19 protein-coding genes are annotated in these 21,429 nt (G+C 53.8%); 12 read left to right on the top strand and 7 right to left on the bottom strand.

Features of this window, described 5'->3' with window-relative positions; genetic code table 11:
• Positions 1-41: 41 nt before the first annotated feature.
• The 4 genes from purT to MRBBS_RS06715 are packed head-to-tail and all read right to left on the bottom strand — an operon-like array spanning position 42 to position 2,641.
• Positions 42-1,244, bottom strand: a complete 1,203-nt coding sequence (gene purT / locus MRBBS_RS06730) for a formate-dependent phosphoribosylglycinamide formyltransferase (protein WP_014870700.1) — start codon at positions 1,242-1,244, stop codon at positions 42-44.
• 41 nt (positions 1,245-1,285) lie between these two features.
• Entirely contained in the window at positions 1,286-1,468 is a 183-nt protein-coding gene (locus MRBBS_RS06725; protein ID WP_014870699.1) for a DUF1289 domain-containing protein, read from the bottom strand.
• Positions 1,465-1,998: a gamma carbonic anhydrase family protein gene (locus tag MRBBS_RS06720; RefSeq protein WP_014870698.1), complete on the bottom strand. Its 534-nt coding sequence runs from the start codon at positions 1,996-1,998 to the stop codon at positions 1,465-1,467. Before MRBBS_RS06720 ends, MRBBS_RS06725 begins: the two co-directional genes overlap by 4 nt.
• A gap of 58 nt (positions 1,999-2,056) precedes the next feature.
• Complete coding sequence (locus tag MRBBS_RS06715; RefSeq protein WP_014870697.1) at positions 2,057-2,641, bottom strand: NUDIX hydrolase; 585 nt, start codon at positions 2,639-2,641, stop codon at positions 2,057-2,059.
• A gap of 106 nt (positions 2,642-2,747) precedes the next feature.
• Between MRBBS_RS06715 and MRBBS_RS06710 the strand changes: the two genes are divergently transcribed.
• The gene (locus MRBBS_RS06710) at positions 2,748-3,302 is read left to right on the top strand and encodes an NUDIX hydrolase (RefSeq protein ID WP_014870696.1); all 555 of its coding nucleotides are present in this window, start codon (positions 2,748-2,750) and stop codon (positions 3,300-3,302) included.
• Here MRBBS_RS06710 and MRBBS_RS06705 read toward each other — a convergent pair whose 3' ends face one another.
• Both MRBBS_RS06705 and purL read right to left on the bottom strand, forming a co-directional pair.
• Complete coding sequence (locus MRBBS_RS06705) at positions 3,303-3,614, bottom strand: YqfO family protein (protein WP_014870695.1); 312 nt, start codon at positions 3,612-3,614, stop codon at positions 3,303-3,305. It lies immediately after the preceding gene.
• A gap of 408 nt (positions 3,615-4,022) precedes the next feature.
• Positions 4,023-7,928, bottom strand: a complete 3,906-nt coding sequence (gene purL, locus MRBBS_RS06700) for a phosphoribosylformylglycinamidine synthase (protein WP_014870693.1) — start codon at positions 7,926-7,928, stop codon at positions 4,023-4,025.
• 324 nt (positions 7,929-8,252) lie between these two features.
• Here purL and mltF point away from each other — a divergent pair, with 324 nt between their 5' ends.
• A complete protein-coding gene (gene mltF / locus MRBBS_RS06695) occupies positions 8,253-9,713 on the top strand; it encodes a membrane-bound lytic murein transglycosylase MltF (RefSeq protein WP_050996598.1) in 1,461 nt (486 codons plus the stop codon).
• Positions 9,714-9,740: 27 nt separating this feature from the next.
• On the opposite strand, the gene MRBBS_RS06690 is transcribed toward mltF, so the two are convergent.
• Positions 9,741-10,214, bottom strand: coding sequence for a regulatory protein RecX (locus MRBBS_RS06690; protein WP_014870691.1), 474 nt, complete (start codon positions 10,212-10,214; stop codon positions 9,741-9,743).
• 189 nt (positions 10,215-10,403) lie between these two features.
• On the opposite strand from MRBBS_RS06690, the gene MRBBS_RS06685 reads away from it, so the two are divergent.
• From MRBBS_RS06685 to rdgC, 10 genes are all read left to right on the top strand, one after another.
• Positions 10,404-12,899, top strand: a complete 2,496-nt coding sequence (locus MRBBS_RS06685) for a DUF349 domain-containing protein (RefSeq protein WP_014870690.1) — start codon at positions 10,404-10,406, stop codon at positions 12,897-12,899.
• Positions 12,900-13,088: 189 nt separating this feature from the next.
• A complete protein-coding gene (locus MRBBS_RS06680; protein ID WP_014870689.1) occupies positions 13,089-15,269 on the top strand; it encodes a carboxy terminal-processing peptidase in 2,181 nt (726 codons plus the stop codon).
• Between the two features lie 122 nt (positions 15,270-15,391).
• Positions 15,392-16,732 (top strand): TRZ/ATZ family hydrolase, encoded by a 1,341-nt coding sequence (locus MRBBS_RS06675; protein WP_014870687.1) that lies wholly within the window; start codon positions 15,392-15,394, stop codon positions 16,730-16,732.
• A gap of 60 nt (positions 16,733-16,792) precedes the next feature.
• On the top strand, positions 16,793-17,545 hold the full coding sequence (gene ubiG, locus MRBBS_RS06670; protein WP_014870686.1) for a bifunctional 2-polyprenyl-6-hydroxyphenol methylase/3-demethylubiquinol 3-O-methyltransferase UbiG: 753 nt from the start codon (positions 16,793-16,795) through the stop codon (positions 17,543-17,545).
• Positions 17,535-18,200, top strand: coding sequence for an HAD-IA family hydrolase (locus tag MRBBS_RS06665; RefSeq protein WP_014870685.1), 666 nt, complete (start codon positions 17,535-17,537; stop codon positions 18,198-18,200). Before ubiG ends, MRBBS_RS06665 begins: the two co-directional genes overlap by 11 nt.
• 80 nt (positions 18,201-18,280) lie before the next feature.
• Complete coding sequence (locus MRBBS_RS06660) at positions 18,281-19,030, top strand: YciK family oxidoreductase (protein ID WP_014870684.1); 750 nt, start codon at positions 18,281-18,283, stop codon at positions 19,028-19,030.
• Entirely contained in the window at positions 19,030-19,263 is a 234-nt protein-coding gene (locus MRBBS_RS06655) for a glutaredoxin family protein (protein WP_014870683.1), read from the top strand. The genes MRBBS_RS06660 and MRBBS_RS06655 overlap by 1 nt, the downstream gene beginning before the upstream one ends.
• A gap of 12 nt (positions 19,264-19,275) precedes the next feature.
• Positions 19,276-20,055 (top strand): peroxide stress protein YaaA, encoded by a 780-nt coding sequence (gene yaaA / locus MRBBS_RS06650; protein WP_014870682.1) that lies wholly within the window; start codon positions 19,276-19,278, stop codon positions 20,053-20,055.
• Between the two features lie 105 nt (positions 20,056-20,160).
• Positions 20,161-20,361: a DUF2788 domain-containing protein gene (locus MRBBS_RS06645; RefSeq protein ID WP_014870681.1), complete on the top strand. Its 201-nt coding sequence runs from the start codon at positions 20,161-20,163 to the stop codon at positions 20,359-20,361.
• 93 nt (positions 20,362-20,454) lie between these two features.
• Positions 20,455-21,408, top strand: coding sequence for a recombination-associated protein RdgC (gene rdgC, locus MRBBS_RS06640; protein WP_014870680.1), 954 nt, complete (start codon positions 20,455-20,457; stop codon positions 21,406-21,408).
• The last annotated feature ends 21 nt before the right edge of the window (positions 21,409-21,429 follow it).

The following is a 21,429-nucleotide window of genomic DNA, read 5'->3' as shown; positions in this document are numbered from 1 at the left end:
GCATCCATAAATGGCTACCTCCAACTGTCTAGGTACTTTAACTAGTTCAGAGACACTTTAATAGCACTTGCGGCGTTTCTCGCTTTTTCCCGTGCAGCATCAATAGAGCCAGCCAGCGCCAGTGCAACGCCCATACGACGTCGGCCGGTCAGCTCCGGCTTACCAAACAGACGTAACTGTGTATCAGGCTCAGCCAGTGCCAGTTGCATACCACTGTATCGGATACGCTTCGAGTCACCTACCGGCAGCACGACCGCCGATGCCGCAGGGCCGTATTGACGTATAGAGGGAACTGGCAACCCGAGAATTGCCCGGGCATGCAAAGCAAATTCAGAAAGGTCCTGACTGATCAACGTTACCAAACCCGTATCGTGAGGCCGCGGCGACACTTCCGAAAACCAAACGTCGTCGCCCTTAACGAAGAGCTCTACGCCATAAACCCCCAAACCACCCAGGCTTTCAACCACCGTACGAGCAATGCGAGCTGCTCTCTCAAACGCGAGACCCGACATCGGCTGAGGCTGCCAGGATTCGCGATAATCGCCATCCTCTTGACGATGGCCAATAGGATCGCAAAACGATATGCCATCGCGGTACTTCACCGTCAACAGAGTGATCTCATACTCGAAGTCCACAAAACCTTCAACAATCACCCTTCCTTTACCAGCACGACCGCCGCTTTGAGCATAATCCCACGCAGCCTCGATCTGCTCGGCGCGGGTTACGGTTGACTGCCCTTTACCAGACGAGCTCATTACCGGCTTCACCACTAATGGCAACCCAACCTCTTCCACCGCCGCCAAATACTCTTCTTTTGTACCTGCGAACCGAAAGGGCGACGTCGGCAATTCCAGCTCTTCAGCTGCCAACCGACGAATGCCTTCCCTATTCATGGTTAGATGCACAGCCCTTGCCGACGGAATCACCGTAAAACCTTCATTTTCGAGCTTAACTAACTCTGCGGTAGCGATGGCTTCGATTTCCGGCACAATCAGGTTCGGCTTTTCAAGCTCGACAATCCGCCGTAATGCCTGAGCATCCAACATATCGATAACGTGACTGCGGTGGGCAACCTGCATCGCGGGTGCGTTTGCATAACGATCAACGGCGATAACTTCCACACCAAAACGCTGCAGCTCTATGACAACTTCCTTGCCCAACTCACCGGCACCGCAAAACAGAACTTTAAACGCGGTGTCTGTTAACGGCGTTCCCAAAGTGACGTCAGCTATTTTTTGTTCCATAACGATTCCATCGGATGATATTGAACGGCCAGCAGCCGGGTTCAGATTAAAGCTTTTTTCTCGCGTTCAGCAACCAAACGCAATACCTCGCGCCGCTCGTCGTTGTTCATTTGCATCCAACTCATAATTTCATCGCCAGAACGATGGCAGCCAATACACACGCCCTCTTCATTAAGCGCGCAAATACTGACACAAGGCGACCTGACTTTATTAGCAACGCTCATCGCTCGGGCTCACAGGGTTGCAGATTGTCCAGATAGTACGCAGCATTCTTGACGTAACTGAGTGCGGCCATTTCCAACATCTTTTGCTGCTCCGGACTTAATTGGCGCTTTACCCGTGCCGGCGAACCTATAACCAGAGAGCCGTCGGGTATGACCATATGTTCCGGGACAAGCGTATTCGCTCCTATCAAGCAGTGTTTGCCAATTTTGGCACCGTTCAGCACAACTGCGTTGATGCCAATCAACGAATAATCGCCCACGTCACAGCCGTGAAGCATGGCTTTGTGTCCCACAGTCACGCCACGGCCAATGTTTAACGGTAATCCTGGGTCGGTATGCAATACGGCACCATCCTGCACATTGCTCTGCTCGCCAAGCGTAATCAGCTCGTTATCTCCGCGAATCACCACGTTAAACCACACACTGGCTTTGTCTAACAAGCGAACACTGCCGATCACCGAGGCATTATCGGCAACAAAATGGCCACTCCCTTCTAGCACCGGAACTCTGTCGTTCAATTTGTAAAACATAATTTCCTCTTGAAGTATGCCGTCTCTGTTGGTTTCTACACCGACTAACACCACCATATTAACGCGAGGGCGGTCGTTCCAGATCAATACCGGCATCGTACACAGCGTTCATAAAATCGACCAGCACTACGGCTGACAAACCCCATATCTGGTATTTCTCCCAGCGGTAGCAGGGCACATGAATGGTGCCACCCATAAATGGTAACGCATCGGTACGCTCACGCCGGTCTTCCAGCAACCAGGCTATGGGGACACGGAACACACTTTCGATTTCTGCGGGATTAGGGCGTAGAGGATGGTCTTCGGGTACCACGCCTACGTATGGTGTTACAAGAATACGGGCGTGAGATGCAACTTGGCTTAGCGACGACACAATCTGCACCTGGTCTGGCGGCAAGCCGATTTCCTCATGGGTCTCTCGAAGAGCCGTCATCATCAGGTTTTCGTCTCCGGGGTCGCGCTTTCCACCCGGGTACGCTACTTGGCCACGATGGGTTTTGAGATGGGCAGATCGCAAAGTGAACAACATCTCCGGATTACCGCTGTTGTCGGTAATAGGCACCAAAATACCAGCTTCAGGATAGTCCAGCGCCAGTTCGTTAGGCCGGTAGCCTGCTAACCGGGAATGTAACAAGTGCTTCAAAGTATCTCCTGGCATGCTTCTATCACAGGCGCCATGGCGCTAAGGTGGCTCAGATGGTTAAACTAACGGCCTTTACGATATCTACTCTCAGTATACGGGGAAAGCTATGAAATACTGCAGTGACTGTGGTGAACAGGTAGAGCAGCGGATCCCCGAGGGCGACAATCGTCACCGCTACGTGTGCACCCACTGCAACACCATTCATTATCAGAACCCTCGCATTATCGCAGGCACGGTGCCGGTATGGGACAACCGTATTCTGCTGTGTCGCCGCGCCATAGAGCCTCGCTACGGCTATTGGACTCTGCCTGCAGGCTTTATGGAAAACCAAGAAACAACCGTAGAAGCGGCTGTTCGCGAAACCCGTGAGGAGGCTCTCGCGGAAGTTAACATTGAGGGCCTTTACGTCATACTCGACGTTCCACACATCGATCAGGTACACATATTTTACCGCGCCACGCTGATTGAGGGTAAATATGGAGCAGGTGAGGAATCACTGGAAACACAATTGTTTGAGCTGTCAGACATCCCTTGGGACGAACTGTCGTTTCCGACTGTGCGTAAAACCCTTGAGCTTCTAATAAATGATATGAAAAAGCAGACGTTCGGGGTTCACGTTGACAGTATTCGTCACCCTATGGCGAAATCCGGAAAGGCCTGATCAAAACTGTGTCAAAGCAAGCACTTCGTAGGCGGGCTCCTCGTAAGGATGCGCCGCCTTTAATGCAGCAATGGCATTTCTCACGCAGCCTTCACCACACACCAACTCCACCTTGTACTCTGCAACGGTTTCCAGCACACCCGCTTGACCGATAAACGGCTGGCTTCCGTCCAGTGGTCGAAACTGCCCTCGCCCTAATATTTGCCAGGCACATTGATCGTAATCGCCAATACGCCCCGCTCCAGCGCCGAATAATGCATGTTTGGTTTCGTCAAGATGGCTTTCTGGCACAAAGTAGCAAATCTTATACATAGAATCCCTCATAGACGGTCAAATTCTAAACACCTGAAAATTCAAAAAAGTTACCCACAGAATCTGTGGATAACTCTGGGGAAAGTTTTTAAGTAGCGCCCCAAAAACCCCGCCATTACTGCCTTTAAGACAGATTGGTGACAAAATCGCCGACTAAAAATAATCGTTATTTATCAACTACTTGAATTTAACTACTGAAATTATCATGATAAATCATGGGGTTGTTTACAGAACATACAGTGAATGCCCGAAAATGTGCATAAAATTTACCAGTCAAGAGTTTTTTTTGAAAATTATGCAGTTTTTTCTCTTGATATCCCCAAACAACACAAATTGCAGGCAAAAAAACCGGGCATCCGCCAGCTCCTTTAACAGAGCTGACAAAAGCCCGGCTTTTGCACCAACAACTTAGCCAAACCAGCGCCGCGCATTACGGAACATCCGTAGCCACGGGGCGTCTTCGTCCCAACCTTTTGGTTGCCAGGAATGCTGTACTGCGCGGAATACGCGCTCCGGGTGCGGCATCATGATCGTTACCCGGCCGTCACGAGTTGTGAAACCGTTCACGCCAGCCTCAGAACCGTTAGGATTAAACGGATAGCGTGTAGTAGCGGCGCCGTAATTGTCGACGTAGCGCAAAGCGATTTGTTCGCTTTCTGCCAGCGACGCCAACGAGATGTCGCTGCTCAACTCGATCTGGCCCTCGCCGTGTGCGACGGCAATGGGCATACGCGAACCTGCCATTCCCTCGAAGAAGGCCGACGGTGAAGGCAACACCTCCACCATAGCCAGGCGCGCCTCGAACTGCTCTGACTGATTGCGAACAAAGCGCGGCCAGCCTTCACTACCAGGGATCAGTTCATGCAGACTGGACAGCATCTGACAGCCGTTACACACGCCCAGAGCCAGGGTGTCCTGACGGTTGAAGAAAGCCGCAAACTGGTCACGCACACGATCGTTGAACAGTATGGATTTGGCCCAGCCTCCGCCGGCGCCCAAAACGTCACCAAACGAAAAGCCGCCACAAGCCACTAGGCTGTTGAAGCCTTCCAGTGACATTCGACCAGACAACAAATCGCTCATGTGTACGTCAACAGCGGTGAAACCGGCACGATCAAACGCCGCCGCCATTTCAACGTGGCCGTTTACGCCCTGCTCTCGCAACACGGCTACTTTGGGTCGCGCGCCAATGTTGATAAAAGGTGCACTGATGTCTTCATTGATATCAAACGTGGTTACTACCTGCAAACCCGGGTCTTTGGCATCCAGAAGGTTGTCAAACTCCTCCCGCGCGCAGTCTTCGTTGTCGCGCAACGATTGAACACGGAAGCTGGTTTCGCTCCAAAGGCGCTGCAAATCGAGCACCGGCTCATCCACTACAAACTCGCCGTTAAAGCTCATCTGTACACGAGCCTCCGAAGTCGGCTCACCAATAACGATTGTATGGTTGCCTAATCCAGCTGCGGAGAACTGCTGCAGCACGAATTCGGTATCGTCGCGGCGCACCTGAATCACCGCACCCAATTCTTCGTTGAACAGTTCGCGGGCGAACTGCGAGGCATCCTCCGCCACTCCATCTAGCTTGATGTCGATACCAGCACGACTGGCAAAGCACATTTCAACCAGAGTGACAAAAAGGCCGCCATCCGAGCGATCGTGATAGGCGAGCAGTTTTCGGTCAGCGTTCAGGCCCTGAATCACCGCAAAAAACGCTTTCATATCTTCCGGATCGTCCAGGTCCGGCGCTATTGCGCCAACTTGGCCATATACTTGGGCCAACGCAGAGCCGCCAAGGCGGTTCTGGCCTGCAGCGAGGTCTATCAGGATAAGATCGGTATCGCCAACGTCCAGCTGAAGCTCCGGCGTTAGTGTCAGCCCCACATCGGTAACCGGCGCAAAGCCGCTGACCACCAGCGAAAGTGGCGCCGTAACGCTTTTCTGCTCACCACTACTTTCTTCCCACACGGTTTTCATGGACATCGAATCTTTGCCAACGGGTATGGTAATACCCAACTCTGGGCAAAGCTCCATACCCACCGCCCGCACGGTTTCATAAAGATTCTCATCTTCCCCAGGGTGACCAGCCGCTGCCATCCAGTTTGCTGACAAGCGCACATCTGACAGCTTGGCGATAGGCGCCGCAGCCAGATTGGTCAGAGTCTCACCCACCGCCATTCGGCCAGATGCCGGCGCGTTGACCGCGGCAACCGGCGTGCGTTCACCCATGGCCATAGCTTCGCCACTGCGCACGTCAAAGGAACTGGCGGTTACCGCTACGTCTGCAACTGGAACCTGCCACGGGCCCACCATCTGATCCCGCGCTACAAGCCCGGTAATGGTGCGGTCGCCAATGGTGATCAGGAAACTCTTGGAACCCACCGACGGCAAACGCAACACGCGACGAATCGCTTCGTGCAAGTCCACCCGGGTGGAATCGAATAAGCGTTTGGTAAATGACGAACGGGTGATGCTGCGATGCATACGCGGTGCCTTGCCAAACAGCACATCCATTGGCAGATCGACCGGCTTATCATTGAAGTACGAATCCGCCAACTCCAGATGGTGTTCTTCAGCGGCTTCGCCAATCACCGCATAAGGGCAACGTTCACGACGACAGAGCGCATCAAACAACTCCAGATTTTCTGGCGCCACGGCCATAACGTATCGTTCCTGAGACTCGTTACACCAGATTTCCAACGGTGACATACCCGGCTCGTCGCTGGGGATTTCACGCAATTCAAACTTACCGCCGCGACCACCGTCTTTCACCAGCTCCGGCATGGCGTTTGACAAGCCACCTGCGCCAACGTCGTGAATAAAGCAGACCGGGTTGGTGTCACCCATCTGCCAGCAGCGATCAATCACCTCTTGACAACGGCGCTCCATTTCCGGATTGCCACGCTGTACCGAGGCAAAATCCAGATTTTCGTTACTGGAACCGGAATCCATAGAGGATGCCGCTCCGCCGCCCAAGCCAATGAGCATAGACGGACCACCCAGAACAATAAGCTTGGCGCCTACCGGAATGTGGCCCTTCTCTACATGCTCGGCTCGAATGTTACCCAGGCCGCCGGCAATCATGATCGGCTTGTGGTAGCCGCGCACTTCTTCGCCTGCAGGGCCTGACACCTTGGCTTCAAAGGTACGGAAATAGCCCGTGAGGTTTGGCCTGCCGAATTCGTTATTAAAAGCCGCACCACCGATCGGACCTTCAATCATGATGTCCAGCGCAGAGGCAATACGGTCTGGCTTGCCATAACCAATTTCCCAAGGCTGGATGTCACCCGGCAAATTCAGGTTAGAAACGGTAAACCCACTCAAGCCCGCTTTTGGCTTGGAGCCACGACCGGTTGCGCCTTCATCACGGATTTCTCCACCGGCGCCAGTGGCAGCTCCGGAAAATGGCGCAATCGCTGTTGGGTGGTTGTGGGTTTCCACCTTCATCAGGATGTGTATATCTTCCTGATTGTAGCCGTAGACACCGGTATTCGAATCTGGGAAGAAGCGGCCCCCACGGCTCCCGGCAATAACAGAGGCGTTATCTTTGTAAGCAGACAACACGCCTTCACTGTTCATTTCGTAGGTATTGCGAATCATCTCGAACAGGGATTTCTGCTGTTTTTTGCCGTCAATGTCCCAAGACGCATTGAAAATCTTGTGACGACAGTGCTCGGAATTGGCTTGGGCGAACATCATCAGTTCAACGTCTGTGGGGTCACGCTTCAGATCAGAGAACGCAGCCACCAGATAATCAATCTCGTCGTCCGCCAGTGCCATACCCAAGCGACGATTGGCGTCCACCAGTGCTTTGCGGCCGCCGGCAAGAATACCCACGCGACCCAACTCACGAGGTTCGTCGTGGCTGAACAGCAACTCGGCGCCGCCCATCTCGTGAAATACTTTTTCTGTCATGCGGTCGTGCAAAAGCGCCGCAATTTTTCCCCGCTGTTCGAGGCTTAACTTCTTCGCTGAACGAACATAGTAAGCTATACCCCGCTCAATACGCAGAATGTGACGCAAGCCACAGTTGCGCACAATGTCGGTTGCCTTGGATGACCATGGCGAAAGGGTGCCAGGGCGGGGAACAACAAGAAACAACACGCCTTCGGGCTGCTCTACGGAAACACTTGGGCCGTAACTCAACAGGCGATCAAGAATCGCCTGTTCCACGTCAGACAAGTCGCCATCCAAGTCGGCAAAATGCATGAACTCGGCGTACACATGGTCAATTTCGGGGACGCTGCCTTTCAGGCAGGCTTGCAATTTATTGAAACGAAAAGGTGATAGCGCTGGTGCGCCGCGAAGTTCAAGCATGGTAGCAACCTGTATCGCGCGTAGCGGGGGTTTGGGAGACATTTTGAACGCGCATCATACTCGAAAGCGCCTCTGGGATACAGCGATCCAGCACCTTACTAAACAACGCCATCAAGGATGCCGCTGATCGCTCTTTAATTGACCGGACCACGCACAACGTAGATGATTGCAAAAACCTATCGGCACCAAGACAGACAATCATAAATTGGCCGCTCATCCGCTTGAAACCCTACGGAGATAACGAATTTGCCGGCAAACACCCAGTTGCAGCTAACTTCCCGGCGGGGGTTATCGTTGCCTGAGCGAGTCCGCAGGGGCTCAGCCATGGTAGCAATGCTGACGTTTACCTTGGTTTTGAGCGCCTGCTCACGGCCAACAACCCTGCAACAGATCAAAGCCGAAGGTGTACTGCATGTCATTACCCGGGTTGCCCCCTCAATTTACTACAAAGGTCGCGACGGTCCCACCGGCTATGACTACGAACTGGTGCAGCTATTCGCAGAACACCTAGGCGTAGAGCTTAGGATTCGCGTTGCCGAAGACAACACCGAAATTTTATCTGTGCTAGCCCAAGACTTCGCCCACATAGGGTTAGCGGGGCTATCAGGGCAAAAACAGTTCCAAGGTCAGATGCGGGCACTGGCGACTGGTATAGAAGTAGAGTCAGTGGTGGTGTATCACCGCGACTCTCCCAAGCCCCAAGCTCTTGCCGATTTAGCAGAAAAACCATTGCACATAGTGGTCGACAGCAATCACGAACCACAACTAGAAGAGGCGCGAATTGATGTCCCTCAGTTGTCCTGGCAGGTTCACCCGGGCCTGGATGCCGCCGGTTTACTGGCACGGGTCGAGACCGGTGAGTTGCCTTACGCGGTGGTATCATCCAACGAACTGGCGCTGAACCACGTGTTTTTCCCCGATGTAAAAGAAGCGATACCGCTGGGTCCGCCTCGTGAACTGGCCTGGTTGTTTCCTGCAAAGCAGGATCGGTCATTGATTGATGCTGCAGGGCAATTCTTTGGGATGCTTGCCGAAGACGGCACCATGGAGCAGATCACCGAGCGTTTTTACGGTCATCTGGACCGGCTGAACTACGTTGGCGCGTTAACATTTGTGCGCCACACCGAGAAACGCCTGCCGAAATATGAAAGCTTGTTTCGCACTTACGCCGACCAATTTGCCATGGACTGGAGGCTTCTAGCGGCTATTGGTTATCAAGAATCCCACTGGCGACCTAGGGCAACCTCGCCCACTGGCGTTCGCGGACTGATGATGCTTACTCGCTCAACGGCAAAATACGTGGGCGTCAAAGATCGCCTCAGCGCTGAGCAGAGCATTCGCGGCGGAGCCAAGTATTTAAATATTGTGCATGACCAGATTCCCGACCGTATTGAGGAGCCCGACCGCACTTGGTTTGCTCTGGCTTCTTATAACGTTGGGTTTGGCCACTTGGAGGACGCACGCATACTGACCGAACAGGCAGGAAGGAATCCGGACCGCTGGCTGGATGTAAAAGAATTTCTGCCACTGCTGACGCAAAAAGAATGGTACAGCCAAACAAAGTTTGGTTATGCCCGCGGCCACGAGCCAGTGATCTATGTACAGAACATCCGCCGCTACTACGATGTGCTGGTGCGCATGACCGAACCCGCTGCAACACCAGATACCCTTTTAGCCGATGACTCCTCAACACCGCCTGGCAACAATGGCGAGGCACTGATGGCCGCGCCAGAAATTCAAGCCGCTTTACCAGAGCAATTGACTGACGTACCACCTACGCTGTGATCTTTCTGTGCCCAGTGCCTTTTGCATTTATGCCGGCTCTACCGCATCCAGCGCAGCATTAATTTGTTCATGGGTAAATCCACGGCGTTGGAGGAAACGCATCTGGCGCAAACGTTCTTCCAACTGCCCGCGCAAATCTAATAACCCGAAGCGCTTACGGCGCAGTCGTACGGCCTGGTCGCACCAATCTTGCGAGCTCATTGCCTGCAGAGTGTCAGCATTTTCAGATACGCCACGTTGGCTCAATTCACCCGTTATGCGCAGCATCCCGTAACCCGCCTCAATACGCTGCCGCGCATAGGCTTCGGCAAAGCGTTCATCGCTCAGCCAATCCTGCTCTTGGTAGTCATCCAGCACCGTCTCAATAACCGCTTTTGACAACTGGCGCTGCAACAACTTACGAGTAAGTTCAAGCCGACTGTGTTCACGCCGGGCCAGTAGGCGCAGCGCCACAGAGCGGGCTTTATAATCGTCATCCTGATCATTTTCAGATTTTGCCATGACATCTATTTCCGCATCGCTTCACAAAACGCTAGACTAGCGCTCGCGTTCTATACGCCCGGTAGCTTCGTACTTAGAAATCCAAGCGTCCAGCGCCAACCTCAACGGGTGCTGAAGAACGGTAGCGGCACACTTTGCCCGACACCGCAGACTGGTATCAACCAGAAAGATACTTTAAGGAAAACACCCATGGCCGCACTTCTTCGCAGATTGTTCAAATCCCGTACAACAAAGCTGAAAACACCCGCAGCGGCGGTCAACAAACAGCTTCAGCAGGCGGAGGCTGCCAAATCTGCAAAAGAGGATCGCGACGCCCGGATTGCGAAGCAGCTCGAAGCCGTACAAGGTATGCCAGCGCAAACAAAACTGGCGGAGTTGGCCATTGGCGGGTTAACCGCTGAAGTTCGCAGTCGTGCCGCCAGCGACCTGCGCGACGAAGACTTGCTACACGACGTTATCCGCCAGGCGAAAGGCCGGGACAAAGGGGTTTTCCAGATAGTCCGCCAAACGCTTCAACAGCTGCGCGACGTCCAAGCCGCACAGAATGAACTGGAGGAAAAGCGACAGCAGCTGATTCAACAAGCGCAGGACCAAGCCCGCAGTGAAGACAACACCCTGTACGAGCCACGTCTGGACACGCTGATCAAACAGTGGAAAAGCGTAGAGACTGACGCGAGTAACGAGCAGATCACAGAATTTCTGAGCGCTACCCATCAGTGCCGTGAACGCATTCGCCAGGTGCAGCAACAGCAGCTACAAAAACAGCAACAGGATGAAAAACTCGACCAGCGCAAGCAAACCTTGACGCTACTGGACGAAACGCTGATCCAATTAAAAACCGACGACACCCGCGAGCCGCCCACGCTGACAGCTCTGGACGCACTGCTGAAAACCCAGCTCAACCGCTGGCTTGAAGCCAGTGAAAATACCGACGTTAGCGCACCCGAACAAAGCCGCTACAACACCGCCAGCGCCGCTCTGCGCGCCTATGTAGAAGCACACGAGCGACTTACGCAGGTGCAAGAACAAATCGCCAAGCTGGCGACCAACGCAGTTCCAGGTGACGGAACCGAAGATGACGCAGAGCTTGGCGTTGAGACAGCAGAACAGGCCAAAGCCCTGCTCGTCATACTGGACTGGCCAACAACGTTTCCGCAGCCCGAGCCCGTTATTGTGTTACAGACGCTGGCTAAACAGCGCAAGAAAGCAGAACCGGTCGAACAGCCAGACTTGGCACGCCAGAACAGCCTTTCAGCAGATCTGGACAGGCTCCTTACGGAGCTTGATAGCGCACTCGAGAACAAACAGCTGAAGCCCGCCAAGCAGCTACTAAAAAATGTCCAGCAAATTACCAAAAAACTCGATTCCCGACACCAGAAACCATTTTTTGCGCGCATGCAATTGCTACAAGGCCAGTGTAACGAACTCAGCGACTGGCAGGGCTTTGCCACCACACCCAAGCAGATCGCACTGTGCGAACAAATGGAACACCTGGCAGAGCAGCCTATTGATCCAGAAGCCAAGGCGGCTCACATCAAAGAGCTGCAAGAAGAATGGAAAAACTTGGGCGGCTCTTCTGACCGGTTGCTGTGGGCCCGCTTCAGGCAGGCGTCCGATGCCGCCTACGAACCATGCAAAGCTTACTTCGCCGCAAAATCCGATCTAAAGCATGCCAACCTGGCCACACGCCAACTGATCTGCCAACAACTGCAGGAATTTGTGGCTCAGGCCGACTGGTCTAATATTGACTGGAAAGTGGCCGAGCGTATCCATCAAACCGCACGCCAGGAATGGAAGGCCGCATGGCCGGTAGAATTCCGCGACAATCGTCCGTTACAAAAAAAGTTCGACGAGTTACTGAAACAGCTGGATGCTAAACTGAACGATGAACGGCAGCGCAATGAAGCTCTAAAGCAGGCCATCGTTACCAGCGCCGAAGAGCTGATCAGCGCCGAACCGCTGACCGACGCCATGGTGCAAGCCAAGGAGCTACAAGGCCATTGGCAGGCTATCGGGATTACCCGTCATCGCGAAGACCGCAAACTCTGGCAGGCATTCCGCCAAGCTTGCGACGCCATTTTTGCCCGTCGTGAACAAGAAAATAGCCTCCAAAAGCAAGCCGTTGTGGCAGCCGATGAGCAAGTAACCAACATTTTGGAACGCGCCGACCAGGCCCTGAGTGCAAGCACAAACAGCGATGAACTCAACGCCATCTGGACCGAACTGGCCACCTACAATCCACAAACGCTGTCTACCAGCACTCGCGACCGCTACAGCGATGTGCGCCAGCGCTTGCACACTGCCAAACAGCGGCAAGAACTGGTTGCTCGCCTGCAACAATGGACCGGATGCATTCAGGCTCGCGGCCAGGCTCCTATCGATAGAACCGACGTTCCCTTTGAATGGACAAAGTTTAATCAGCTCGATCAGCCCATCGATTTTCAGGAACTGACTATCCGTACCGAAATACTCGCCGACCAGCCGTCACCCGCAGCAGACCAGCGTAAGCGCTTGGAGATTCAGGTGCAGCGACTGGCACAGAGTATTGGCGCCGCCGAACAATCGGCCAGCCCATTCACAGATGCCGAAAAGCTGGTAGCATTATGGTGCCTGGCTCCGGCCTCCGCCGCCGCCTCCAAAGAGCTGGAACAACGCATGGTGACTGCGCTTGAAAGCTTGGTTTAAGGTTTCTGCGCAAGCAGACACTATCATCCGCATACACCTTTTCGCCGTAATAGTAATGAATAGATTGTCACTTGGCGCAACGGTACATCTATAGCCAGGCGTGTAACGCTTGCCTACAATCATTAAACAGGTCGCTGGTTGAACACTTTAACCGCGACCACCAGCATTTAACTCGGTTAGGTAGGTTCTATGTCCATTTTGGAAAGACTTTGCTCACAGCGCGTAGCCCGCAGCAAGCACGTAAAAGCGTTGGCGCTCGCGATTTCGCTTTCCGTGTCTTTCGGGGCCGTCGCCAGCAGCGAGTCGCTCCAAAGCTATCAGCCGGTTGCGCCCACCATCGATCAAGCGCGAGCCAACATACTGATTGCAAGGCAACTTCAGTTCACTCATTTTCGCGACTTGCGGGTTAGCGATGCTTTGTCTGGCGACATCTTCGACACGTATCTGAAATATCTGGACGGCCAGAAGGTCTATTTGACCCAAGACGATCTGGACGGTTTCGTCGATATTCGAGATCACTTGGGTTCGGCCCTGCGCACCGGTAAGTTGCAGCCGGGATTCGACATTTACAATCTGGTGCAAAAACGAATCATCGAGCGTCTGCATTTTGCTCTGAACTTGCTGGACCAAGGCGTTGGCAACTTAGACTTTGGCGGCAACGACAGCATATTGCTAGACCGTTCTGACAGCGACTGGGTCGCTAACAGTGTCCGGCTAGACGAACTTTGGACCAAACGCATCAAAAATGCCGTGCTGGCTCAACGCCTGAACGGTAGCGACGACGACACCCTAACAGACACTTTGCGGCAGCGTTACGAAGCCCAGCTCAAGCGCGCTTACCAAGCCCGCAGCGAAGATGCGTTTCAGGCCTACATGAACGCCTTTGCCGGCATGTGGGACCCACACACGTCGTATTTTTCACCGCGCACCTCCGAGAACTTCAATATTAATATGAGCCTTTCGCTGGAAGGTATAGGCGCTGTACTGCAAGGAGACAACGAATACACCAAAGTGGTGCGATTGGTTCCCGGTGGCCCAGCATTTCAGCAAGGTCAGTTGCAACCCGCAGACCGGATTGTATCGGTCACCCAAGAAGGCGAAACGCCAGTCAACGTGATCGGTTGGCGTCTGGATGAAGTGGTCGATCTAATCCGCGGACCGCGTGATTCCGTGGTCACACTGGAAGTCATTCCGTCTGGCGCGGCCGATGAAACCATTACCAAAGCCATCGCTATCAAGCGCGATCAGGTCAAGCTAGAAGAACAGAGCGCCAGCAAAAAAGTGATAGAGCTCGATCGCAACGGTCAAAGCTATAAGGTCGGCGCCATCACCATTCCTACCTTTTACGCCGACTTCCAAGCCATGCAGGCCGGCGATCGCAACTACAAAAGCACCACCCGCGATGTGCGCAGACTGCTGGAGGAGCTTCAGGCTGAAGGTGTTGAAGGATTGGTCATCGATCTACGCAACAACGGCGGTGGAGCCCTGCACGAAGCCAACGATCTGGTGGGACTGTTTATAGACAGCGGCCCAACCGTGCAAATTCGCAACGCTAATAACGACGTGCAGATTTTAAACGATGAAGACCCGGATGTTGCCTTCAAAGGGCCAATGGTGGTGCTGGTAAACCGAATGAGCGCATCTGCGTCTGAAATTTTTGCCGGCGCCATTCAGGATTATGGCCGCGGCCTAGTCGTAGGTTCTCAAACCTTCGGCAAAGGCACTGTACAAGCAGTGCGGCCGTTGAATCACGGCCAGCTGAAAATCACTCAGTCCAAATTCTACCGGGTTTCCGGCGGCTCAACCCAGCATAAAGGCGTTATGCCCGACATCGAAATTCCGTCGCGAATTGACAATACTCTTATTGGAGAAGATGCGCTGGACCATGCCCTGCCCTGGGATCAAATTGACGCGGTTGACCACACCCAATATTTTGACTTTAGCAACATAATTGACGAACTGCGCCTGCGCCACGACAAGCGCTTTGACGCCAGCCCAGAGTTTAGTTTATTACAACAGGAAATCGACTTTCTGAAACAGCAACGCCAGCAGAACTCGGTCAGCCTGAATATGGACGAACGCCAGCAACAGCATAAGCAAATCGAACGCACCCGGCTGACCATTGCCAACGCCCGCCGTGAACTGATCGGCGAAACGCCATTCGACTCCATGGAAGAGCTGGACGATTGGCAGGACTTGCAAGCTGCTGACCTGAACTCCAATGATGAAGAAACGGATTTTGTTATCCGCGAAGGCGGCCAAATTATGGCGGACATGCTTGAGCTGGACCGCCGCACGGCCGCGCTGCCGGCGATGGGCTCGCCGCTGACGGCCAAAGCACAAACTGCACAGGCGTCAACCGAGCTCTAATCGGGTTCTAACCGAACGTATGCGCCGTGGCGGCTGCGGTGGAATTCAACACCGCGGCCGCCACAGCGGTGATACCTATTGCCGGTGCGCCGTTAACTGCGCCCCGCCCGAAAGGCTGATTCATGACGGCAGAGACTATTATCGCGGCTGATACCCGTATCAACGCCCGCTGGGTGATTCCCATCGAACCTGCGGATCAGGTTTGGCATCACCACGCGGTGATTGTACAAGGCGGTTATATTGTTGCCGTATTGCCCCAGGCCGAGGCCGACACTCATTACCGCACCCGCGAAACTCTGGATCTGCCGCATCATGTGCTGATGCCAGGGCTCATCAATTTGCACGGCCATGCCGCCATGTCGCTCTTCCGCGGCGTCGCTGACGACCTACCTCTAATGACTTGGCTGAACGACCACATCTGGCCATTGGAAGGCAAATTTGTGTGCGAGCAGTTTATTGCCGATGGCACCCAGTTGGCCATGGCGGAAATGCTGCGCACCGGAACTACCACCTTTTCGGATATGTATTTTTTCCCTGAGATTGCCGCCCAATGCGCCGCTGATGCCGGCATGAGGGCACAAATCTGCTTTCCGCTGTTAGACTTTCCCACCTGTTGGGGCAGTGGTCCGGAAGAATACCTGCGCAAGGGCGAGCAGTTGATCAATGCCTGGCAGGGCGATGAATTCATTATGCCCGCCATAGGTCCCCATGCGCCCTATACCGCTAGCGATGACACGCTAGCTGGCGCCGTCGCTTTGCAGAAAAAGACCGGCGTAAAACTACAGATCCATCTACACGAAACCGCGCTAGAAGTGCAGAACGCCGAACGGGACTCAGGTCAGCGCCCAGTCAGCCGAATGGCGAAGCTGGGCGTGCTGGGGCCAGACACCCAGTGCGTACACATGACCCAAGTTGATGACAGCGACATCGAACACCTGTTGCACAGCGGCGCCCACGTTGTCCACTGCCCGGAATCCAATATGAAACTGGCCAGCGGCCAATGTCCTGTCCAACGCCTGGGCAAAGCTGGCGTTAATGTCGCCATAGGCACTGACGGCGCTGCCAGCAATAACGACCTAGACTTGTTCAGCGAGCTGCGTAGCGCCGCGATGATGGCCAAACATCTGGCCGGTGACCCTGCCGCGCTTTCAGCTCACCAGGCACTGCGCATGGCCACCTTGCAGGGTGCAAAAGCTCTGGGCCGGGAACAAGATCTGGGCTCACTGGAGGCCGGCAAGTGCGCCGATATCATTGCCGTTGATCTTAGTGACCCGTTTTTGCAGCCAGTATACAACCCTGCTTCGCACCTGGTTTACAGCCTGCACGGTCGCGCTGTCAGCCACAGCTGGATCAACGGAGTGCCGCAGGTACAAAATGGCGAACTAACACGCATTGATGTGCCCGACCTTATGCTGCGCGTGGCAGACTGGGCTGAACGCATTGGTCGTTATAAAGCCGGCTAAAATAGCCACACGACGAGCTTTGTGTAACCGTATCCAAATCGCATCACCAGGCAGGCAAACATGACTACTCCCAATTCAGATCACCCTTCAGATTCAAACTTGAACCGTAATGTGGATCGTAACGAAATCGCCAAATTTGAAGCACTGGCCAGCCGCTGGTGGGATCCCACCAGCGAATTTAAACCCCTGCATGACATTAACCCGTTGCGCCTGAACTACATCGACGAACGCGTGTCTCTGCCCGGTAAAAAAGTCATCGACATTGGCTGCGGCGGCGGCTTGCTATCCGAAGGCATGGCCCGCCGTGGCGCCCACGTGACCGGTATCGATATGGGCGAAGCACCGCTAAGCGTGGCGCGCCTGCACGGGCTGGAAAGTGGTGTTCAAGTCGACTATCAAAAAATTACCGTGGAAGAACTGGCCCGCGACCCACAGCACGCCGGCCAATACGACGTTGTTACCTGTCTCGAAATGCTTGAGCACGTGCCCGATCCGGGCTCGGTCATTCGCGCTTGCGCCAGCCTGCTAAAACCCGGTGGCCATCTGTTTGTATCTACCATCAACCGCAACCCGAAATCGTTTCTATTTGCCATTATCGGGGCTGAATACGTGTTGAGCCTGCTGCCCAAAGGCACCCACGAATGGAAAAAGTTCATTCGTCCGTCAGAAATGTCAGACCACCTACGCAATGTCGGCCTGGATATTCGTGAGCTGACCGGAATGACTTATAACCTGTTGACCAAGGTGTACAAGCTTGGCCGCAATGTTGATGTCAATTATATGATGCATGCAAAGGATACCCGTGAAGCCTGAACTGACTCCCTCAGCAGTGCTGTTTGATCTGGACGGCACCTTGATTGATACCGCGCCGGACTTTGTCCGTGTTCTAAACCGCATGCGCACTGCCTACGGCCTTGACGAGTTGCCGGTGCCGTATATTCGCTGCATGGTATCGAACGGCGCTCGTGGGATGGTTCGTGTAGGATTTGGGCTAGAGCCGGACGATCACGGCTACCAACAGAAACACACCGAATTTCTCGACCTTTACGAACAAGGCATGACCATAGACACCTGCCTGTTCGAAGGTATGGACAGCTTGCTGCGCAATTTGGAGCAGCGGGCTATTCCCTGGGGCATAGTGACCAACAAACCGGTGCGTTTCGCTGCGCCCGTGGTTGCCGCCCTGGGTCTGGCGGAACGCTGTGGCACCTTAATTTGCCCAGACCACGTGAGCCAGCGCAAGCCTCACCCGGAACCCATGTTTCTGGCTTGCAAAGAAGTGAATGTAGAGCCTCAAACAGCTATTTACGTGGGCGACCACAAGCGCGACATAGACGCCGGTATTAACGCTGGCATGACCACCATCGCCGTGCGATACGGTTATCTCGAGAAGCCTGAAGAAGCGGATCTATGGGGTTCTCACTATACCGTTGATAGCGTCAGCGAACTCGCAAAGCTGTTACAATAGCGTCCGTTACATACCGATACCAGCGGGCAAGTAACCCATCGGGTTTTGTCGTGCACTTTTGCCCTAAACGGAGACAGGTCATGCAGAATTACCAGGCCCCCGCCGACTTATTAAAAGATCGCGTTATTATGGTCACCGGCGCAGGCAGTGGTATTGGCCGCGCAGCGGCTATCGCTTACGCCGCCCACGGCGCAACGGTGATACTGGTCGGCCGCACCGTGTCTAAACTGGAATCTGTGTACGACGAAATTGAGAACGCCGGTTATCCCAAGCCCGCCATAGTTCCCATGAACTTTGATGGCGCCGCCATGAAAGACTACGAAGAACTGGCGATGACCCTGGAAGACAATTTCGGCAAACTCGATGGTCTGCTGCACAACGCCGCGATTTTGGGCGATCGAAGCCCGGTGGAACTGTACAACCCGGAAAAATGGGCCAAGGTGATGCAGGTCAACAGCATGTCGCCGTTCCTGCTGAGCCGTGCAATGATACCGTTGCTGCGTAAGTCCGGTGATGCATCAATGATCTTTACCTCGTCTAGCGTAGGGCGATCCGCGCGGGCCTACTGGGGTGCCTATGCAGTATCAAAATTTGCGGTGGAAGGGTTAAGTCAGCTACTGGCCGACGAGCTCGATGACGAGCGAAATAACATTCGCGTTAACACCCTGAACCCGGGTGCTACCCGCACCAACATGCGAGCCCACGCGTATCCGGCGGAAAACCCCCAGCAAAACCGGGCACCGGAAGAATTGATGCCCATTTACCTGTACCTGATGGGATGCGACAGCGCAGGGGTTAACGGACAGCAGCTAGACGCTCAGCCAAAATAATGGACCTGTCGTTCTATACCACCGCCCAGTGCCATTTGTGTGAACTTGCAGAGGCGCTATTGGTCAACACCCCCACGCCACAGCCAATACCCGTGAACGTGGTGGATATTGCCCAATCAGAGCAGTTGGTCGCCCGCTACGGCACTCGCATACCGGTTTTACGCCGCAGCGACACCGGCAATGAACTGAGCTGGCCATTTACCCAAGACCAGCTTCTTAGCTTTTTACAATGAGGTTTGCCTGACATGCTGATGGTGATTTCCCCTGCGAAAACTCTGGATTACAAAAGCCCGCTGGCAACCGAACACCATACCCAGCCCAACTTCCTGGAGCCAGCACGGGAGCTGATTGACCAGCTCAAAGAACTGGAGCCGCACCAGGTCAGCAACTTGATGAGCATTAGCGACAAGCTGGGACAGCTGAACGCCGAGCGTTTCAGTGATTGGAGCACGCCGTTCACGCCCAGCAATGCCCGCCAGGCAATTCTTGCGTTCAAGGGTGATGTCTACACCGGTCTGGATGCGGAAAGCTTCAGTGACAGCGAGTTCCAGTTCGCTCAAAAACACCTGCGCATGTTGTCCGGGCTTTACGGGGTGCTCAAACCGCTCGATCTGATGCAGCCCTACCGCTTGGAAATGGGTACAAAATTTGAAAACCAGTACGGTAAAGACCTGTATGCGTTCTGGGGCGACACCATCACTCAAGAGGTCAATCGTCTGCTAAATGACGACGACGGCGTACTGGTGAATCTGGCGTCTAATGAATATTTCAAAGCGGTACACAAGAAAGACCTTGAAGGAAGGCTGATCACCCCTAACTTTAAAGATCAAAAAAATGGCCAATATAAAATCATCAGTTTTTATGCCAAAAAGGCCCGCGGACTGATGTGCCGCTACGCCATAAAAAATGGCATCAACAAAGCCGACGATCTGAAAAAGTTTGACCTTGACGGCTACTACTTCAGCCCCGAGCAGTCTGATGCCAACAACTGGATCTTCCTGCGCGAGGAGCAAACCAAGGCCTGATTCTGCGGCTTGGCGGCTATATAACCCAAATACTCTTTGCTCGGAGCACTTTAAGCCGGAGCAAATGTAATTATTTCTGATTTTAAACTTTCAAGGGGACTGTTTATGAACGAAGCGGTATTCTCAAAAATTGCCATGGCTGTTCTATTGACCGGGCTTATCGTCTGGATGGGCCTTATTGTCTGGGATCTGGCCAAAAAATCCAAAGCAGGAAGATTCGGCACCTTTATGATGTTTACTATCATGGGAGCGGGCGTACTGGGCTTTGTCATCAAAACCGTGCTGGTTGAAATCATCCAGATATAGCGGTGCTATCTATTGCAGTTGAACCTTTTACAATTCAACATCTGCTTTTTCTACCCCTGCACAATCTGATTTTGACTCAAGGATGCTTCCAGTATGTGGTTTCGCAATGCCCGTGTTTTTCGTTTTACCAAGCCCTTCGATATCACCGCCGATGAACTGGAAGAAAAGCTCCAGGCAGACACGTTCAAACCATGCGGGCCTCAAGAAACCACACGCCAGGGCTGGGTAGCACCACTGGGCAAACATGGTGAAACACTGGTGCACAGTGCCAATGGCTATCACCTGATTACACTGCGCCGGGAAGACAAGATCTTGCCCAGCTCGGTGGTTAAGGAACTGGTGGAAGAGCGCGCCGAAGTCATTGAGACTGATCAGGGCCGAAAAGTACGCCGCAAGGAAAAAGACGAGCTAAAAGAGCAGGTCATGCTGGAAATGCTGCCCCAAGCGTTTTCCAAAAACCGCCGCAGTTTCGCCTATCTGGCACCGAAAGATGGCGTAATGGTGGTGGATGCGGGGTCGGCCAAACAGGCCGAAGAAATCGCTTCGGCGCTGCGCAAAAGCATCGGGTCGTTGCCCGTGCGGCCGCCCGCCGTAGAACAGGCGCCCGCCTTCACCTTTACTGGCTGGCTGGACGAATCCATTGATTTACCGGCGCAAGTTGAGCTGGGCGATGAATGCGAGCTGAAAGACCCAGCGGAAGACGGCGGCGTTGTACGTTGTAAAGGCTTGAACTTGCAGGCGGATGAAATTCAAAACCATCTTCAGGCTGGCATGCAAGTCACCAAACTGGCCATTACCTGGGACGACAACGTGTCGTTCGTGCTCGACGAAGAGCTGGGCATTCGTCGCCTCAAGTTCGGTGAAACTCTGCAAGAACAGCTGGACAACGTTGACGCTGACGACGCCCTGGCAAAATTCGACGCCAGTTTCAGCTTGATGACTCTGGAACTCGCAAAGCTGATTCCAGGGCTGCTCGAAGCTCTAGGCGGCGAAGACCGCTCGGCTTTAATAGATGGCGAAGACCGCCCTGCCCCGGTCAGCGAGTAATCCAAAACGGGCGGCGTGATT

Origin of the sequence: Marinobacter sp. BSs20148, assembly GCF_000283275.1 — a bacterium.
GTDB lineage: Bacteria > Pseudomonadota > Gammaproteobacteria > Pseudomonadales > Oleiphilaceae > Marinobacter > Marinobacter psychrophilus.
Note: the sequence above shows the minus strand (reverse complement) of the source record. Positions and strands in the feature narration are given on the sequence as shown.

What these genes read in the sequence shown, in the direction of transcription:
- purT (WP_014870700.1), bottom strand. Translation starts at nt 1,244, where the DNA reads ATGGAACAAAAAATAGCTGACGTCACTTTGGGAACGCCGTTAACAGAC.
- MRBBS_RS06725 (WP_014870699.1), bottom strand. Translation starts at nt 1,468, where the DNA reads ATGAGCGTTGCTAATAAAGTCAGGTCGCCTTGTGTCAGTATTTGCGCG.
- MRBBS_RS06720 (WP_014870698.1), bottom strand. Translation starts at nt 1,998, where the DNA reads ATGTTTTACAAATTGAACGACAGAGTTCCGGTGCTAGAAGGGAGTGGC.
- MRBBS_RS06710 (WP_014870696.1), top strand. Translation starts at nt 2,748, where the DNA reads ATGAAATACTGCAGTGACTGTGGTGAACAGGTAGAGCAGCGGATCCCC.
- MRBBS_RS06705 (WP_014870695.1), bottom strand. Translation starts at nt 3,614, where the DNA reads ATGTATAAGATTTGCTACTTTGTGCCAGAAAGCCATCTTGACGAAACC.
- purL (WP_014870693.1), bottom strand. Translation starts at nt 7,928, where the DNA reads ATGCTTGAACTTCGCGGCGCACCAGCGCTATCACCTTTTCGTTTCAAT.
- mltF (WP_050996598.1), top strand. Translation starts at nt 8,253, where the DNA reads ATGGTAGCAATGCTGACGTTTACCTTGGTTTTGAGCGCCTGCTCACGG.
- MRBBS_RS06690 (WP_014870691.1), bottom strand. Translation starts at nt 10,214, where the DNA reads ATGGCAAAATCTGAAAATGATCAGGATGACGATTATAAAGCCCGCTCT.
- MRBBS_RS06685 (WP_014870690.1), top strand. Translation starts at nt 10,404, where the DNA reads ATGGCCGCACTTCTTCGCAGATTGTTCAAATCCCGTACAACAAAGCTG.
- MRBBS_RS06680 (WP_014870689.1), top strand. Translation starts at nt 13,089, where the DNA reads ATGTCCATTTTGGAAAGACTTTGCTCACAGCGCGTAGCCCGCAGCAAG.
- MRBBS_RS06675 (WP_014870687.1), top strand. Translation starts at nt 15,392, where the DNA reads ATGACGGCAGAGACTATTATCGCGGCTGATACCCGTATCAACGCCCGC.
- ubiG (WP_014870686.1), top strand. Translation starts at nt 16,793, where the DNA reads ATGACTACTCCCAATTCAGATCACCCTTCAGATTCAAACTTGAACCGT.
- MRBBS_RS06660 (WP_014870684.1), top strand. Translation starts at nt 18,281, where the DNA reads ATGCAGAATTACCAGGCCCCCGCCGACTTATTAAAAGATCGCGTTATT.
- MRBBS_RS06655 (WP_014870683.1), top strand. Translation starts at nt 19,030, where the DNA reads ATGGACCTGTCGTTCTATACCACCGCCCAGTGCCATTTGTGTGAACTT.
- yaaA (WP_014870682.1), top strand. Translation starts at nt 19,276, where the DNA reads ATGCTGATGGTGATTTCCCCTGCGAAAACTCTGGATTACAAAAGCCCG.
- MRBBS_RS06645 (WP_014870681.1), top strand. Translation starts at nt 20,161, where the DNA reads ATGAACGAAGCGGTATTCTCAAAAATTGCCATGGCTGTTCTATTGACC.
- rdgC (WP_014870680.1), top strand. Translation starts at nt 20,455, where the DNA reads ATGTGGTTTCGCAATGCCCGTGTTTTTCGTTTTACCAAGCCCTTCGAT.